The sequence below is a fragment of the Chryseobacterium sp. AC405b genome (assembly GCF_979258685.1).
Genome location: NZ_OZ409877.1, coordinates 2,736,745 through 2,752,289 on the forward strand (window position 1 = coordinate 2,736,745; position 15,545 = coordinate 2,752,289).

At 35.1% G+C, this 15,545-nt stretch carries 10 protein-coding genes and 3 pseudogenes; 5 read left to right on the forward strand and 8 right to left on the reverse strand.

The window, feature by feature from the left end:
• Window positions 1–4 precede the first annotated feature (4 nt).
• Window positions 5–2,792: pseudogene (gene uvrA / locus ACZZZA_RS13090) on the reverse strand (excinuclease ABC subunit UvrA).
• A 480-nt stretch (window positions 2,793–3,272) separates the two neighbouring features.
• Between uvrA and ACZZZA_RS13095 the strand changes: the two are divergent.
• The 4 genes from ACZZZA_RS13095 to ACZZZA_RS13110 are packed head-to-tail and all read left to right on the forward strand — an operon-like array spanning window position 3,273 to window position 5,852.
• Window positions 3,273–3,740, forward strand: coding sequence for a TonB-dependent receptor (locus ACZZZA_RS13095; RefSeq protein WP_463432432.1), 468 nt, complete (start codon window positions 3,273–3,275; stop codon window positions 3,738–3,740).
• A complete protein-coding gene (locus ACZZZA_RS13100) occupies window positions 3,637–5,079 on the forward strand; it encodes a TonB-dependent receptor (protein ID WP_463432434.1) in 1,443 nt (480 codons plus the stop codon). The genes ACZZZA_RS13095 and ACZZZA_RS13100 overlap by 104 nt, the downstream gene beginning before the upstream one ends.
• Window positions 5,080–5,130: 51 nt before the next feature.
• Complete coding sequence (locus ACZZZA_RS13105; RefSeq protein ID WP_463432436.1) at window positions 5,131–5,460, forward strand: porin family protein; 330 nt, start codon at window positions 5,131–5,133, stop codon at window positions 5,458–5,460.
• Window positions 5,418–5,852 (forward strand): DUF2490 domain-containing protein, encoded by a 435-nt coding sequence (locus ACZZZA_RS13110; protein ID WP_463432438.1) that lies wholly within the window; start codon window positions 5,418–5,420, stop codon window positions 5,850–5,852. The genes ACZZZA_RS13105 and ACZZZA_RS13110 overlap by 43 nt, the downstream gene beginning before the upstream one ends.
• Here the strand turns inward: ACZZZA_RS13110 and ACZZZA_RS13115 are convergent.
• Window positions 5,849–6,295, reverse strand: a complete 447-nt coding sequence (locus ACZZZA_RS13115; RefSeq protein ID WP_463433780.1) for a phosphohydrolase — start codon at window positions 6,293–6,295, stop codon at window positions 5,849–5,851. The genes ACZZZA_RS13110 and ACZZZA_RS13115 overlap by 4 nt on opposite strands.
• A gap of 280 nt (window positions 6,296–6,575) precedes the next feature.
• On the opposite strand from ACZZZA_RS13115, the gene ACZZZA_RS13120 reads away from it, so the two are divergent.
• Complete coding sequence (locus ACZZZA_RS13120) at window positions 6,576–7,160, forward strand: outer membrane beta-barrel protein (protein ID WP_463432440.1); 585 nt, start codon at window positions 6,576–6,578, stop codon at window positions 7,158–7,160.
• A 214-nt stretch (window positions 7,161–7,374) separates the two neighbouring features.
• Here the strand turns inward: ACZZZA_RS13120 and ACZZZA_RS13125 are convergent, their stop codons facing one another.
• From ACZZZA_RS13125 to ACZZZA_RS13150, 6 genes and pseudogenes are all read right to left on the reverse strand, one after another.
• Window positions 7,375–9,186, reverse strand: coding sequence for a GEVED domain-containing protein (locus ACZZZA_RS13125; RefSeq protein WP_463432442.1), 1,812 nt, complete (start codon window positions 9,184–9,186; stop codon window positions 7,375–7,377).
• 120 nt (window positions 9,187–9,306) lie between these two features.
• Window positions 9,307–11,088: an acyl-CoA dehydrogenase family protein gene (locus ACZZZA_RS13130; RefSeq protein ID WP_463432444.1), complete on the reverse strand. Its 1,782-nt coding sequence runs from the start codon at window positions 11,086–11,088 to the stop codon at window positions 9,307–9,309.
• A 48-nt stretch (window positions 11,089–11,136) separates the two neighbouring features.
• On the reverse strand, window positions 11,137–11,493 hold the full coding sequence (locus ACZZZA_RS13135) for a four helix bundle protein (protein ID WP_463432446.1): 357 nt from the start codon (window positions 11,491–11,493) through the stop codon (window positions 11,137–11,139).
• 33 nt (window positions 11,494–11,526) lie between these two features.
• On the reverse strand, window positions 11,527–12,705 hold the full coding sequence (locus ACZZZA_RS13140; protein WP_463432447.1) for a thiolase family protein: 1,179 nt from the start codon (window positions 12,703–12,705) through the stop codon (window positions 11,527–11,529).
• A 45-nt stretch (window positions 12,706–12,750) separates the two neighbouring features.
• Window positions 12,751–13,112, reverse strand: a pseudogene (locus ACZZZA_RS13145) (four helix bundle protein).
• Between the two features lie 35 nt (window positions 13,113–13,147).
• Window positions 13,148–15,541, reverse strand: a pseudogene (locus ACZZZA_RS13150) (3-hydroxyacyl-CoA dehydrogenase/enoyl-CoA hydratase family protein).
• Window positions 15,542–15,545: the final 4 nt, after the last annotated feature.

Here is a 15,545-nt window from a genome sequence, read left to right on the forward strand (position 1 = left end):
AGACTTACAATTTCTCAGCAATATATTTCGCCGTATGCGATTTCTTATTTTTGGCTAAATCTTCCGGAGTACCTGCAAAAACTACTTCTCCGCCATGTTTTCCGGCTTCGGGTCACTATGTCGATGATGTGGTCTGCAGATTTCATAATATCGGGTTGATGTTCAATGACAATCACAGAATGTCCTAATTCAATTAATGCCTGAAGAGATTTTAATAATTTCTGAATATCATGGAAATGTAATCCGGTGGAAGGCTCATCAAAAATGAATAAAGTTTTATCAGTCGTCACACCTTTTACCAGAAATGATGCAAGTTTCACACGTTGCGCTTCACCGCCGGAAAGGGTAGAAGAACTTTGTCCGAGTTGCAAATATCCCAAACCAACTTCCTGAAGCGGAGTCAGTTTTGTTGCGATTTTATCTTCTTTATTTTCTCTGAAAAATGCCAAGGCTTCATCAACTGTCATGTGAAGAATATCTGAAATGTTTTTTTCGTCAAATCTCACTTCAAGAATTTCATTTTTAAAACGGGTTCCTTTGCACACTTCACATTCAAGTTCAATATCTGCCATAAACTGCATAGAAACATTGATCACGCCTTCACCTTTACATTCGTCACATCTTCCGCCGTCGACGTTAAATGAGAAATGCTTTGGCTTGTAACCCATCATTTTCGAAACCTTCTGTTTCGAATACAGATCTCTGATATCGTCATATGCTTTCAGATATGTAACAGGGTTTGAACGTGATGATTTTCCTATTGGGTTTTGATCAATTAATTCAATATTTTTCACCAGTTTTTTTGGAAATTCCACAGAATCATAATCTCCTTTTTTTCCGCCCATTCCCAGCTGAATCTGAATCTCATTGGTCAGGATTTCCTTCATTAAGGTAGATTTCCCACTTCCTGAAACTCCTGATATGACAACCAGACTTTCTAAAGGGACATCAACATCAATATTTTTAAGATTATTGGTTCTTGCACCTTTTATATGAATAAATTCTTTAGCTTTTCTGCGTTTTTCAGGAACTTTAATTTCTAATCTTCCTGTTAAATACTTTGAAGTCAGCGTATCTGCATCCTTTAATTCTTTATAATCGCCTGCAAAAACCAATTCTCCACCGAGATAACCCGCTTCAGGACCGATATCAATAATATAATCGGCTGCACGCATCACATCTTCATCATGTTCTACAACAATTACGGTATTTCCCAGATCTCGAAGATTTTTTAAAACTCCGATTAAATTTTCAGTATCACGGGAATGCAATCCGATAGATGGCTCATCTAAAATATAGATAGAACCCACCAAAGAACTTCCTAAACTTGTTGCAAGGTTAATCCTCTGACTTTCACCTCCCGAAAGTGTATTTGAAGTTCTGTTAATTGATAAGTATCCTAAACCGACTTTCAGTAAAAAATCAAGTCGGGTGGTAATTTCGTATAATAATCTTTTGGCAATATCTTTATCGTGCTGAGAAAGCTGCAGGTTGCTGATCATCGGTGACAATTCATCCAGAGGAAGCTCAATCATTGACTGAATATTGAGACCGTCTATTTTTACCCAAGTAGTTTCTTCACGTAAACGCAGACCTTCACAGGTAGGGCAAAGCGTTTTTCCACGATAACGGGACAACATGACACGGTATTGGATCTTATACAAATTTTCCTCCAGCATATTGAAGAAATTATTCAAAGATGGGAACGTTTTGCTGCCGTCACCTTTCCAGAGATAATTTTTCTGCTCTTTGGTTAATTGATGATAAGGCTTATGAATAGGGAAATCTTTGGCTTTTTTAATGAAATCTTTTTTCCATTCGCTCATCGTTTCGCCTCTCCAAGAAGCCACAGCATCTTCAAAAACAGACAGCGCCTTATTAGGAATGACTAAGTCTTCATCAATTCCTATTACTTTTCCATAACCTTCACAGGTCGGACAAGCACCATAAGGATTATTAAAACTGAAAAAATGAACATTCGGCTCAAGAAATTCAAGTCCGTCAAGTTCAAATTTATTAGAGAAATCTTTCCTTTCTGCGGTCTGTATATTTTTCAATGAACAATATCCCCGACCTTCATAAAAAGCCATTTGAATTGAATCTGCCAAACGCTGAAGAAAACTCTCGTCGTCTTCATATGAAAAGCGGTCAATAACAAGATTAATAATCATTTCTTTTGAAGGTATAAAGCCAAAGCTTTCCAGATCTTCAATACCTGCAACGTTTCCGTTAACTTCAAGTCTCGTAAACCCTGCAAGTTTTAGAATATTTAAATTTTCTGTAAAATTTTCAATATCATATTGCAAAGGAACTGTCAGTAGAAATGTGGTCTCTTTTTTTGCTGATTTAATGTAGTCAATAACATCTGAAACCGAATCTTTTTTTACTTCTTCACCAGAAACCGGAGAAAAAGTTCTCCCGATTCTTGCAAAAAGCAGCTTCATATAATCGTAGATTTCCGTAGAAGTTCCTACAGTAGAACGTGGATTGGAGGAGATTACTTTCTGTTGAATCGCAATCGATGGTGCTAAACCTTTGATGTCATCAACTTTTGGCTTTTCAAGCTTGCCTAAAAACTGACGGGCGTAAGAGCTCAAACTTTCTACATAACGTCTTTGTCCTTCAGCATAAATGGTGTCGAAAGCCAGAGAAGATTTTCCGCTTCCGGAAACTCCTGTAATGACGATCAATTTATTCTTAGGAATTAATACATCGATGTGTTTCAGGTTGTTAAGATGTGCGTTTTTAACGAAAACCTGCTTTTTTATATCTATTTCTGTAAGTGGAGTCATAGTAAAATTAAGACTAACAAAAATACGAATTTTAAATTGTAATTTTCGAAGTAATTTTAATGCGATTTTAGAATGTCATATGACTTTTACGCATCAAGAATTCAAAATAATTCTTAGTAGATCTGTTAAAATTTCAAACAATAATTCACCTTGTTAACATTTTTTTTGACCATGTTAAAATTTAATTCCTTAATTATCAATTCTGTCAGAAAAATTTTAAAAAAAATAATTGCATTTTGTTGTAACATATTGTTTTATGTTTGAATTATATGTAAATTGCATATACCATAAAAATCTTAAAATATGAAAACATTGTTTAAACAGTTTATTACATATTTGATGAACAAAAGATAAATTTTCCCGTATTGCCCCTCAAAAAAAGACACAGATTTCTGTGTCTTTTTTTATGATAAGAATCATTTCTGATTTTCGAAGATCTCGTGTACTTTTGGCTTTTGATAATACGAGAAACTCATCAATATGATTAAAAGATTAGTAGCCATTTTATTTCTTGGGAATTTAGTCAGTGCACAGGAAAAAATTTCAGCAATTGATTCTCTGGAAATTCAGGGGAAATTTATTTCAACACCTTATAAAAATGCCAATCAGAATATTTCTGTAATTACAAAAGCAGATATTTTGAATTCACCCTCAACCAGCATCGATGAAATTCTTCAGCAGATTCCGGGGATGGATATCAGAAGGAGAGGAGCAAATGGTGTACAGAGTGATATTGGCTTCCGTGGAAGTTCTTTTGAGCAGGTTCTTTTGCTTCTTAATGGGATAAGAATGAATGACTCTCAAACCGGTCATAACTCACTGAATATACCTGTAGATCTGGAAGATGTTGAGAGAATTGAAATCATCAAGGTGCCCTGCAGCAAGACGTTTCGGGCAGAATGCTTTTGCAGGAGCAATCAATATTATTACGAAAGCCAATCCCGGTAAAAGAGTGAAGATAAGAGCGGAAGCGGGCGATTATGAAACCTATGGATTAGGACTGAATGCCAATTTTGGAAATGAAAAGTTTTCAAATTTATTACAGGCCAACTCGAATTCTTCACAAGGTTACAGACATAATACAGATTTTGAAATAAGAAATGTTTTCTATCAGAATCAATTAAAAATTAAAGATGGAAACATACGATTGCAAGCAGGGTTTTCTGAGAAAAAATTTGGAGCAAACGGCTTTTACTCTTCACCTAATGCCACTGAACAGTATGAAGAGCTTCAGGCTTCTATTGTAAGTCTGGCTCATCAGCAAAGTTTTGGGAAATTTAAATTCAACTCAAATGTTTACTGGCGAAGAGGGCAAGATATGTATCTGTTTAACAGAGAAAAGCCTGAGATTTACAGAAACATGCATATTGGGAATAATGTAGGCGGAGAAGTGAATTCCAGCTATACTTCAAGCTTGGGAACAACAGGTTTAGGAGTTGAGCTGAGGAAAGAATTTCTGGCAAGTAATAATTTGGGACAGAGAGAAAGATTTGTTTCTCAGGTCTTTTTTGAACATCACTTTTCTTTTTTAGATCAGAAACTGAATATTACACCGGGAATTTCCTGGGCAAATTATTCTAACGAAGGAAACTTCTTTTATCCGGGGTTAGATGTGGGATTTGATTTTAATTCAAACCATAAAATTTACGGAAACATCTCCAAAGTTCACAGAGTTCCGACGTTTACAGATTTGTATTACACCAGTAAAACAGAGAAAGGTAATGAAAATCTGGATCCGGAAAATGCTGTCTCGGCAGAAGTCGGATATCAATTTCAAAGAAATGGAATTCTCATTAAAGCGAGTGGATTCATGAGAAATTCAAAAAATGCTATTGACTGGGTGAAAAAATCGTTACAAGACCCAATCTGGTATGCACAAAATGTTGGAGCGATAGATACAAAAGGTGTGGAATTGGAAATTAATCATCAATTAACATCATGGTTGAAATATTCTTTGGGATATACTTATTTAGATACAGAATTTAAGCAACAAAATCAATTTGTCTCAAGATATGTGCTTGATAATCTGAAACATCAGGTTGTCACCAAATTACAGACTAAATTTCTTACTTACTTTACCAATGAATTGGTTTACAGATACAACGATCGTGTAAATTTGGGAAGCTATCATCTTCTGGATGAGAAACTGAGCTTTAATAAAAATGATTTTTCTGTATATGTTTTAGTAAATAATGTGACTAATTCGGATTATACAGAAACTTTTGGTGTACCGATGCCACAAAGATGGTTTCACCTGGGATTTACTTACAATATTAATATTAAGTAAACTTAATATTACGATACTGTTAATTCGTTTATTTTTGCAAAAATTTTTCGGATGAAGTTTATTACAAGTCTTGGCTTAGTTTTGATGGCAGCTTTTTTTAATGCTCAGGAGCATATTTCTTCTTTCAATGCATTGACTGTGACCTATAAATTTCATCCGAAATTTTTCTTATATGCAGAAGGTCAAATGAGAGGTATTGAAGAATACACTTATCCCGATTATTACGAAATCAAAGGTGGTTTAGGATATAATTTGACTAAAAATCACAAACCATTTGTTGGTTTAGGAAGATATGCAACATACAAAAATCACGCAATTGATAAAGAGAAGAGTTCAGAGTGTGGTTACAGGACGTCATTGATTTCAGAAAAGGAATTGTAAAATTCGAAAATCGTTTCAGAGCAGAGAAATCATGGTTTTATGAACCCAAAACCGGTAAAAATTCTGATAGAATGCGTTATCGTTACCGATTGAATATTTCAGTGCCTTTAAATGCCAAAAAAATAGAGCCAGGAACTTTATTTGCCAATGTTTACGATGAAGTTTTCTTTGTAACACCTATGAAGCCTACATTTGCCCGAAACAGATTATATGGTGGTTTCGGATATCAGGCTGACGAAACTTTCGGTATTGTGAGCGGTTATCTCTGGCAAAGAGAATTTGACGCAAAAGGAAATAAAAATGTACACTTTGTTTACTTAGCTCTCAACATCAATATTGACGGAGCAAAAGGTGAGGAAACGAAAACCTATCATTTCCCGGGAGCAGATTAATATTTCTCTGATAAATATCGGTAAGCTTTTAAATATTTATTGAATCTCTGAATATCTTTTGATGTAAGCTCACGGTTTACTCTTCTTAGATCCATATTATCCCGTAGATCATTAAGCTTTACTGCAACAGAAAGTGGGGATCTTTCTGTTCGTTTTACAAAATCATCATATAATTCGTCAGGATCATATTTTGTAAGACAGCTGATCGCATAAAGAATGTACTCAGGAAACCCCTCATCACGTAGATAATCTATACTGAAATCCTGAGGATTGTCTTCTACTACATCATGCAAAACTCCTACAATTTTTTCGTCCATCGTTTTCCCATATTCCATCACACGCATTACATGAGCGATGTAAGGAGCATGATATTTGTCTTTTTGACCTTTGTGTGCTTTATCTGCAATTTTTATCGCTTTATGTAGAAGTTCTTCTTTTGTCATTGTATGTAAAGTAGAATACAAAAATAGAAAATGCCTTAAAATCTGAGACATTTTTTTACTATTATTTTATATAATATTTACGTTTGCCTTTTATATTTTAATTAAGTATTTGAGCTATTGCTTTTTGAAGATAAACCGGAAACAGTAAAAAAATAACAGGCAGTAATTATTTTAACTATAAGTGGAAGGAAGCTTCATTAAAACATGATTAAAATCATAAAAAAATATTTCTCATCAATATAAAATTATTTAAATTTGTCACTTAATTAAAAACACATTTATGAAAAAATTGATTTTGACTGGGGCTATTGCCCTTTTCGGGTTGGTAAGTGCCCAAAAAAACACATTATTAGTTGGAGGTAACATAGCATATAGCTCTACCAAGGATACTAATGATCTCAATGATTCAAATACTTCAAATAAGTTCGAATTTTCGCCGACAATAGGATATCAGTTTGCAGACCATTGGACTGCTGGTGTTAATGCTTTTTGGGGAAGCGATAAAATATCGGAGGTTTATAAAAAAAACACCGATAAAATAGGAGCGTTTGTAAGATATGCCCAACCTTTTAATGAAACTTTTGCCATATATGGCGACTTAGGGGTTGGATATCAAGGTCAGAAAACTACACAGACATTGATGGATCAGGATCTTGTTACTAAAGCTAATGGGATGTATGTACAGTTTACACCCGCTCTATTCATTAATTTTAAGAATAGTTTCGGACTCAACTTTAATATCGGAGGTATTGGATACAACAATTTAAACGATAAGAATTCTGATCTAAAAACCAGTACATTCGATTTTTCTTTTGGTAAATCTATTAATGTAGGGATTTCTAAGAATTTCAAACTTGGTAAATAAGAAATAGATAAGCATGTATATCATAAAGCCGTCTCAATTGAGACGGCTTTTATATTTACAAAATAAGAAAGCAGAATAATGATTTTTCCCACTGATTTGTATATTGGTTAAAAGATAGATAAGTACAATAAATAATCAGAAGATTCTTTAGATATCAGACAGCATAAAAAAAACGCCTCAAAAATGAGACGTTTTGGTTTAAATAATGTTGTCTTTATTTATTAAATTTAGTATTGTATTTATCGTTAGAAATAATGTATGTTCCTTCTAGGTTAAAATTAAGATTAATTTCTTTTGACCTACTGTTTCCATACTGCATCAGTTTACCGGACATATCATAGATTTTATAATCGCCAATTACTTTATTGCTTATCAATTTGTTTTCATCTTTAGAATAGGTAATAACAAATTTATTATTTACTACCTTTTCATAAGTTTTTAAAACAGATGCTTGTTTAAGAATGACCGTATAGTCTTCCACCTGTCCTTGAGAAGGTGTTGTACAAGCTCCGGTTTCTCCGCTGGCTCTTACTCTGAATCGTAGCGGGGTATTAAGTGTAGCAGTAGCAGGAGGTGTTATTTGGGACATCCATACAGCATCAGTTGCAAAGCCATTAGGTGTAGGAACCTGTGTTAATGATGTTGCAACCAATTCAGATGCTTCAAAAGAACCATTATTGTTATAGTCTATCCAAGCCTGGATATATTGAGGATTGCCTTTAATATTTATCTGGAGTGTATAACTTTGTCCTATTGTAAGATCAGTATATGCTCCGGGGTTAATACAATTTTCAACAGAATAATCAGTATAATAAATATCATTGTCTGAATCTCTACCGCCACTTATATTATTTATCGTTCCTAATTTAACCAGTCTAGGACCTTTACCATAATTAATACTATTATTGGGATTTGCTATTGTACAGCTAGTAGCTGCTAATCCGCCAATTCCAGGATTAGTCACAATATCAGTGGCTCCTAAAGATTGAGTGAGATTTTCTCTATATGCTAAAAACTGTACAAGCGCTCTATCTCTTTGCCCCGGAGTAAATTTTCTACTGCTATTATAGCTCATCATATTGTACTGTATCCCATCATACACCTGGTTGGTACATGGGTTAATCATAGTATTATCAGGAAGAGGATTTATATAAGCAGTGTTAGGAGAAGTATCACAAACTTTATCATTATCAATATCACAATTATTGTTAGTTGAACAAACAGTTCCATTGCCACTAAAAGTATGCAGTAACCCTAATGAATGTCCTATTTCATGGGGCAAAATTCCTAAACTAAAATCACTGGTTCCAGTGACTAAGCCGCTTTTCATAAAAGCATGATAATCTGAATTAGGAGAGTTGGGGAAACCTGCAAAACCATTCTTTGCTGTGTAAGCGAAATTTCCGTCAAATCCTTTAACAACATATATGTTATAATATGATGATTCTGACCAATGAGGTGCTAAACTTGTAATCTGATCTCTTGATACCCCCGTATTATTATTTATATTAACACCATAAGTAGCGTAGTTTGCCAAAGAGCTGCCATCGTATCTTACTATCCCTGTTGTCGCAGTGCAATCTTTTTTTCTTTTAGCTAAAACAAGTTGGAAGGGAATAACTGTACCGTCATTATTTCCAATCCCTTCAGCAGAGAAGATTCCACCCTTGGTAGTTGCAAATATTGCATTTGTATTATTGATCCATGTTTGAATTTGTGCATCTGATGGATTAAACTCACTGCCAAGAGCTTCACCGTTTGGCACTATAATATGTACGACCACAGGTATTGTATAAATTGGCCCCACATATTTTACAGATACATCTGTTTTAATTTTTCTTGAACTTAAAAATTTTTTAATATCCAAAGAAAGTAATTTTTTTTCGGCATCTTCTCTCTCTTTTATAAGTGAGGGATTTCTGGATTCTAATTTTTTTTGTATTTCATCAGTCGCACAAAAATCTTGGGCATTTGAGAGGGAAAAAACATTTAAAAGGATTCCAAAGATTAGTAAACTTTTTTTCATTGTAAGTAGTTTTTTAAAGAATTAATATTGATTTTCTAACAAAAATAATAAATAATATTCATTATAATACAAAACGTCTCAAAAAATGAGACGTTTTGGAATTAAATTATGTGTAAAAGACTAATAAGATCCTTTTGCAATATAATGAGCAGCAACTTTTTCAGTTAAAGCAACTACATTCGGGTTGTTGGTGTATTTTGTAAACCTTCTCAATCCCGAAAGCATCATTCTCTGTTCGTCGCCTTCTGCGAAAGAAATAATTCCTTCTTTGGCAGCAACAATGATTTTTTCTACCGCTTTATAAAGATTAAGCTGTGCCATTGCAACTTCAACAGATTCTGCAGAAAAATGTTTTTCAGCTCTTAAGACTGCAGATTCTGCTAAATAAATCTGATTTAAAATTTCTGAAGCATTCAACAATAAATGTTGTTGTTTCTCAATATCCATCATGAATTTCTGAAGAGCAGCTCCGGCAACCATTAAAAATACTTTTTTGAGATTTGCCAAAATCGACTTTTCTTCACTCATCAATTCAGAATAATCAGGAACTTCAAAACTTGGGATCCCCATTAATTCTTTAGAAATCGCCATTGCAGGAGAAAGTAAATCCAATTCGCCTTTCATCGCTTTTTTGATTAACATTCCAACAGAAAGTAAACGGTTGATCTCGTTGGTTCCTTCATAGATTCTTCCGATTCTAGAATCTCTCCATGCTGCTTCCATCGGCATATCTTCCGAGAATCCCATTCCGCCATAGATCTGAATTCCTTCATCGGCAGTATGTTGTGTAAGATCTGAAACGAAAACTTTCAGAATAGAAGCTTCCACCGCAAATTCTTCAACACCTTTCAATTCTGCTTGTTGGTGATTCATTCCACCTGCAACCAATTCTGCAATTTTATCTTCTACATCTTTTGCGGCTCTGTATGAACCTGCTTCAGATACGAAAATTCCAGTCGCCATTTCCGCTATCTTTTTTCTGATAGCTCCGAAAGTCGAAATAGAAACTCCAAACTGCTTTCTTTCGTTAGAATATTGCAGGGAGTGATTTAAAATTCTTCTTTGTCCGTCAAGGTTTGCAGCAGCTAATTTAATTCTGCCCACATTCAAAGCATTCAAAGCGATTTTGAAACCGTTGTTTCTTTCACCTAAAAGATTTTCAGCAGGAACTTTCATATCATTAAAGAATACCTGTCTTGTAGAAGACGAACGGATTCCTAATTTATGCTCCTCTTCACCAAAAGAAAGTCCTTCAGTTCCTTCTTTTTCAACAATGAAGCCTGTAATGTTTTTATCGTCGTCAATTTTAGCAAAAACAATGAAAATCTCTGCAAAACCTGCGTTTGAAATCCACATTTTCTGTCCGTTAATGATATAATGTTTTCCATCTTCAGACAATTTTGCTCTTGTTTTTCCTGAATTTGCGTCAGAACCTGCATCTGGTTCAGTCAAACAATATGCTCCAAATTTAGTTCCTGTCGCCAGATCCGGAAGATATTTTTGCTTTTGCTCCTCAGTTCCGTAGAGTAGGATAGGAAGTGTTCCGATTCCTGTGTGAGCTCCGTAAGCTGTTGCTAATGAACCATTTGCTCCCGAACAATAATCGCAAGCCAGCATGGTGTTTACAAAGCCCATTCCAAGACCGCCGTATTCTTCGGGTACGGCAACTCCAAGAAGTCCCATCTCACCCAACTGACGCATCTTCTCCTCTGTTAAAGCATAATCTTTATGCTCAAATCTTTCTTTTTGAGGAATGACTTCTCTATCGATAAATTCTTTTGCAGAATCACGAAGCATTTTTTGTTCTTCTGACAGTTCCTCTAAAGTGAAGATTTCTTTTGCAGGAGTTTCTTTGATTAAGAATTCTCCTCCTTTTAATGATTTATTAAGTGTATCACTCATTGTTTTGTTTTTTTTTAGATTGAAGAATAAAGAGAAAAGAATAAAGACTTACAACTTTAAGGTTTTTTGGAAGCCAGAAATCATTCTCTGCAATTCTGTGATTTTAATTTCTATATTTTCAAGTTTAGATATTTCAAAATAATTTCTGTTTGAAGAAATTATTATTTGAGTCTGCAATTCATAAAGAGAGCCAAGACTGATTTCTAAAAAACGATTAAAATCTTTGTTAGAAGTTCTGCTTGAACCTTCAGCAATATTAGAAGCGATGGAAACTGAACATCTTCTAATCTGAGATTTAAGTCCAAATTCTTCGTTTTTTGGAAAACTATCTGTAAGAATATAAATTTCGTTTGCTAATTCTATTGAAAGCTTCCAAATATTTAAATTCTTAAAATTATGCTTCATCTGGTCTTTACTCTTTATTCTTTGTTCTTTTATCTACAATAACTCAAAAATTGAAGCCGCACCTTGCCCTGTTCCTACACACATAGAAACCATTCCATATTTGTTTCCGCGTTTTCTCATTTCGTCAAGCAACTGAACGGTTAATTTTGTTCCTGTGCAGCCAAGCGGGTGACCGAGAGCAATTGCGCCGCCGTTGACGTTCAGAATATCAGGATTTAAGTTTAATTCTTTTTTAATCGCCACCGATTGAGAAGCAAAGGCTTCATTCAATTCGATCAATTCGATGTCTTTTAATTCTAAACCAGCCTGTTTTAATGCTTTTGGAATGGCATAAATTGGTCCCATTCCCATAATTCTTGGCTCCAAACCTGCTGCTGCATATGCCACTAATCTTGCTTCCGGTTCCAAACCTAATTCCTTGACCATCTCTTCCGACATCACAATTACGAAAGCAGCTCCGTCACTCATTTGAGATGAGTTTCCTGCGGTAACCGAACCTCCGTTTGCAAAGACTGGTTTTAATTTTGTTAAACCTTCAATTGATGTATCTTTTCTCGGCCCTTCATCTACAGAAAAATCGAATTTTTTGGTTTGCATTTTCTGGTTTTCATCCAAGAAATTATATTCAACCGGGATTGAAACGATCTGATTGGCAAATTTTCCTTCTTCATTGGCTTTTAAAGCTTTCATGTGAGACTCAAAAGCAAACTGGTCTTGTTCTTCACGAGAAATGTTGAATTGTTTTGCAACTTCTTCTGCCGTGTAACCCATTCCCCAATAATAATCGGGATTTGACTTTGCAATTTCAGTTTCAGGAACCGGTTTGTAACCACCCATCGGAATGTAAGACATAGATTCTGTACCACCTGCGATGATACAATCTGCCATTCCTGCCTGAATTTTCGCCGATGCAATCGCAATAGCCTCACTTCCGGAAGCGCAATATCTGTTCACAGTAACACCGGGAACTTTGTCGGTTTTCAATCCCATTAAAGAAATTAAACGCGCCACATTTAAGCCTTGTTCAGCTTCCGGCATTGCGTTTCCAACGATTAAATCGTCGATTCTGTTTTTATCCAACTGCGGAACGGCTGCCATCAGTTTTTCGATAACTGTTGCCGCCATTACGTCGGGTCTTGTAAATCTTAAACTACCTTTTGGCGCTTTTCCAACGGCAGTTCTGAACCCTTTTATGATATATGCTTGTTTCATTTTTGTATTAATTAAGAAGTTAGAAATGAGAGGTTAGAATTTAGACTAACCAACCATTAGATTTGTTTTAAATTTGTAAATCATCTTTTGAATTTCTGTTAGGACATTTATTAAGGACTGAATTTCCTCTTCACTTTTAAAATTTAAATCAACTAATAAAATTAACTGAGTTTCCAGTTCATAACTCGAACCATTTGCAATTCCTAAAATTGATAAAACTCTTTAGTATTATTTCTTCCGGCACCTTCAGCGATATTAGAAGGAATAGAAACTGCACATCTTCTGATTTGTGAAATCAATCCGTACTTCTCAGTCAAAGGAATGTTTTTAGTTAAGAGATAAATATCTTTAACCAATCCCATTGATTTCTGCCAAATAATTAGATCTCGTAATCTGTGCGTTTTCATCTAACTTCTAATATCTAATATCTAATTTCTAACATCTAATTTCTCAACGGTTTCCCTTTTTGCAACATAAACTGAATTCTTTCCAAAGTTTTTCTTTCACCACATAGTTGAAGGAAGGTTTCTCTTTCAAGATTCAAAAGATATTGTTCGGTTACCACTGTTGGCTCAGAAAGATTTCCACCTACCAAAACATTAGCTAATTTATCTGCGATTAATTTGTCATGTTTTGAGATAAAATTCCCGGTTAACATTTGATCGGTACCAACGTAGAACATTCCTAAAGCATCTTTTCCAAGAACCTTTACAGTTTGTTCGATCGGTTGTGTGTAACCGTGTTCTGCCAAACTTTTCGCCATCATTTTTGCGGTCATAATCTGGCGTTTTTTGTCAACTACTACCACATCTTTCCCTTTTTCAAGAATCCCCATATCGTAAGCTTCGTAAGCTGAAGTGGCAACTTTTCCCATCGCAATATTCATGAAAGCTTCACGAAGGCGGTTGTTTTTTACATCATCGCTATGGAATTCTCTTGAAGTTCTCAAGGCAAATTCTTTCGTTCCGCCACCACCAGGAATTACACCAACTCCTGTTTCAACTAATCCGATATAAGTTTCTGCTGCTGCGACAACCCTGTCTGCGTGCATGGTCATTTCGCATCCACCACCAAGTGTCATTCCGTGAGGCGCAACCACAACAGGAATTGATGAATAACGAACTCTCATCATCGATTTCTGGAAATAAGCAATTGCCATATTCAGATCATCCCAATCCTGTTCGATTGCCATCATTAAAATCATGGCTAAGTTGGCTCCCACAGAGAAGTTTGCTCCTTGATTTCCGATAACCAAACCATCGTATTCTTTTTCAGCTAAATCAATGGCTCTGTTTAAACCATCTAAAACTTCACCTCCAAGTGAATTCATTTTAGAGCGGATTTCAAAATTGATAATTCCGTCGCCTAAATCTTCAATAGAAGAACCTGAATTGCTCCAAAGCGTTTTGTTTTTTCTGATATTATCTAAAATAATAAGTGATTCCTGACCCGGAATATTATTATAATTTCCTGTGTTTTTGTCGAAGAAAATGCTTTGTCCGTCTTCGTTTACTTTATAAAAAGATTCTACATTCTTCACCCAGTCAGAAACTTCGTAACCAGCTTCTGTGGCTAATTCGATTCCTTTTTGAACTCCAACTGCATCCCAAATTTCGAAAGTGACCGTTTTCCCAACCGAAACCGGCTCTCATCGCATCATCGATTTTGTAAACTTCATCAGAAATTTCCGGAACTTTATGAGAAACATAAGCGAATAATGCTCCTAAAGATTTTCTGTATAATTCTCCGGCTTTATCTTTTCCTCCAATTAAGACTTTAAAACGGTCAATTGGTTTGTCGATATTTTTCGTTAATTCTAAAGTAGGGAATGAAGATTTACCCTGAAGTTCGTATTCTAAAGTATCCAGATTTAATCCGTGAATTTCAGATTTTCCGTCTGCTCCTTTTACTTTTTTATAGAAACCTTGCTCGGTTTTTGATCCCAGCCATTTGTTGTCTACCATTTTCTGAATATAGTCAGGAAGAGCAAAAACATTGTTGAAATCATTCGCTTCTGCACCGCTTTGACGAACGCCGTTTGCAACCATTACCAAAGTATCAAGTCCTACAACATCTGCAGTTCTGAAAGTTGCAGATTTTGGACGACCAATAACGGACCTGTCAATTTATCAACATCAGAAACATTTAAACCTAATTTCTGAACATTGTGAAGCAAATCCATCATTGAGAAAACTCCGATTCTATTGGCGATAAATGCGGGAGTATCCTTTGCTAAAACGGTTGTTTTACCTAAAAATTTTGCACCGTAATTCATATAGAAATCGGCTATTTCAGGATCAGTTTCCGGCGTTGGAATTACCTCTAAAAGTGGCAAATATCTTACAGGATTAAAAAAATGTGTCCCTGCAAAATGTTTCTTAAAATCATCGCTTCTTCCTTCGATCAGAAAGTGAATAGGTATTCCTGAAGTATTGGAAGAGACCAAAGTTCCCGGTTTTCTGAACTGCTCGATTTTTTCGTAAACCGATTTTTTGATGTCCAATTTTTCCACAACAACTTCAATAATCCAGTCAGTATCTTTTATTTTCTGTAGATCATCATCAAAATTTCCTACTTTGATTCTTTCAGCAAATTTTGGAGAATAGAGTAGTGCAGGACTTGCTTTCTTAAGTTTTTCAAAGTTTTCGGAAGCAATTCTGTTACGAATGGCTTTATCTTCTTTGGTCAAACCTTTTTTCTGTTCGGTTTCATTCAATTCAAACGGAACAATATCGAGCAACGAAACCTGCACACCAATATTGGCAAAATGTGCAGCAATACCGCTTCCCATGATTCCTGAACCTAAGACCGTTACGTGTTTGATTCGTCTTTTCATTTGA

Bases quoted from the DNA above. Each gene is read 5' to 3' on its own strand.
- ACZZZA_RS13100 (WP_463432434.1), top strand. From the start codon at position 3,637: ATGTTGAGAGAATTGAAATCATCAAGGTGCCCTGCAGCAAGACGTTTC.
- ACZZZA_RS13095 (WP_463432432.1), top strand. From the start codon at position 3,273: ATGATTAAAAGATTAGTAGCCATTTTATTTCTTGGGAATTTAGTCAGT.
- ACZZZA_RS13125 (WP_463432442.1), bottom strand. From the start codon at position 9,186: ATGAAAAAAAGTTTACTAATCTTTGGAATCCTTTTAAATGTTTTTTCC.
- ACZZZA_RS13115 (WP_463433780.1), bottom strand. From the start codon at position 6,295: ATGACAAAAGAAGAACTTCTACATAAAGCGATAAAAATTGCAGATAAA.
- ACZZZA_RS13120 (WP_463432440.1), top strand. From the start codon at position 6,576: ATGAAAAAATTGATTTTGACTGGGGCTATTGCCCTTTTCGGGTTGGTA.
- ACZZZA_RS13130 (WP_463432444.1), bottom strand. From the start codon at position 11,088: ATGAGTGATACACTTAATAAATCATTAAAAGGAGGAGAATTCTTAATC.
- ACZZZA_RS13105 (WP_463432436.1), top strand. From the start codon at position 5,131: ATGAAGTTTATTACAAGTCTTGGCTTAGTTTTGATGGCAGCTTTTTTT.
- ACZZZA_RS13140 (WP_463432447.1), bottom strand. From the start codon at position 12,705: ATGAAACAAGCATATATCATAAAAGGGTTCAGAACTGCCGTTGGAAAA.
- ACZZZA_RS13135 (WP_463432446.1), bottom strand. From the start codon at position 11,493: ATGAAGCATAATTTTAAGAATTTAAATATTTGGAAGCTTTCAATAGAA.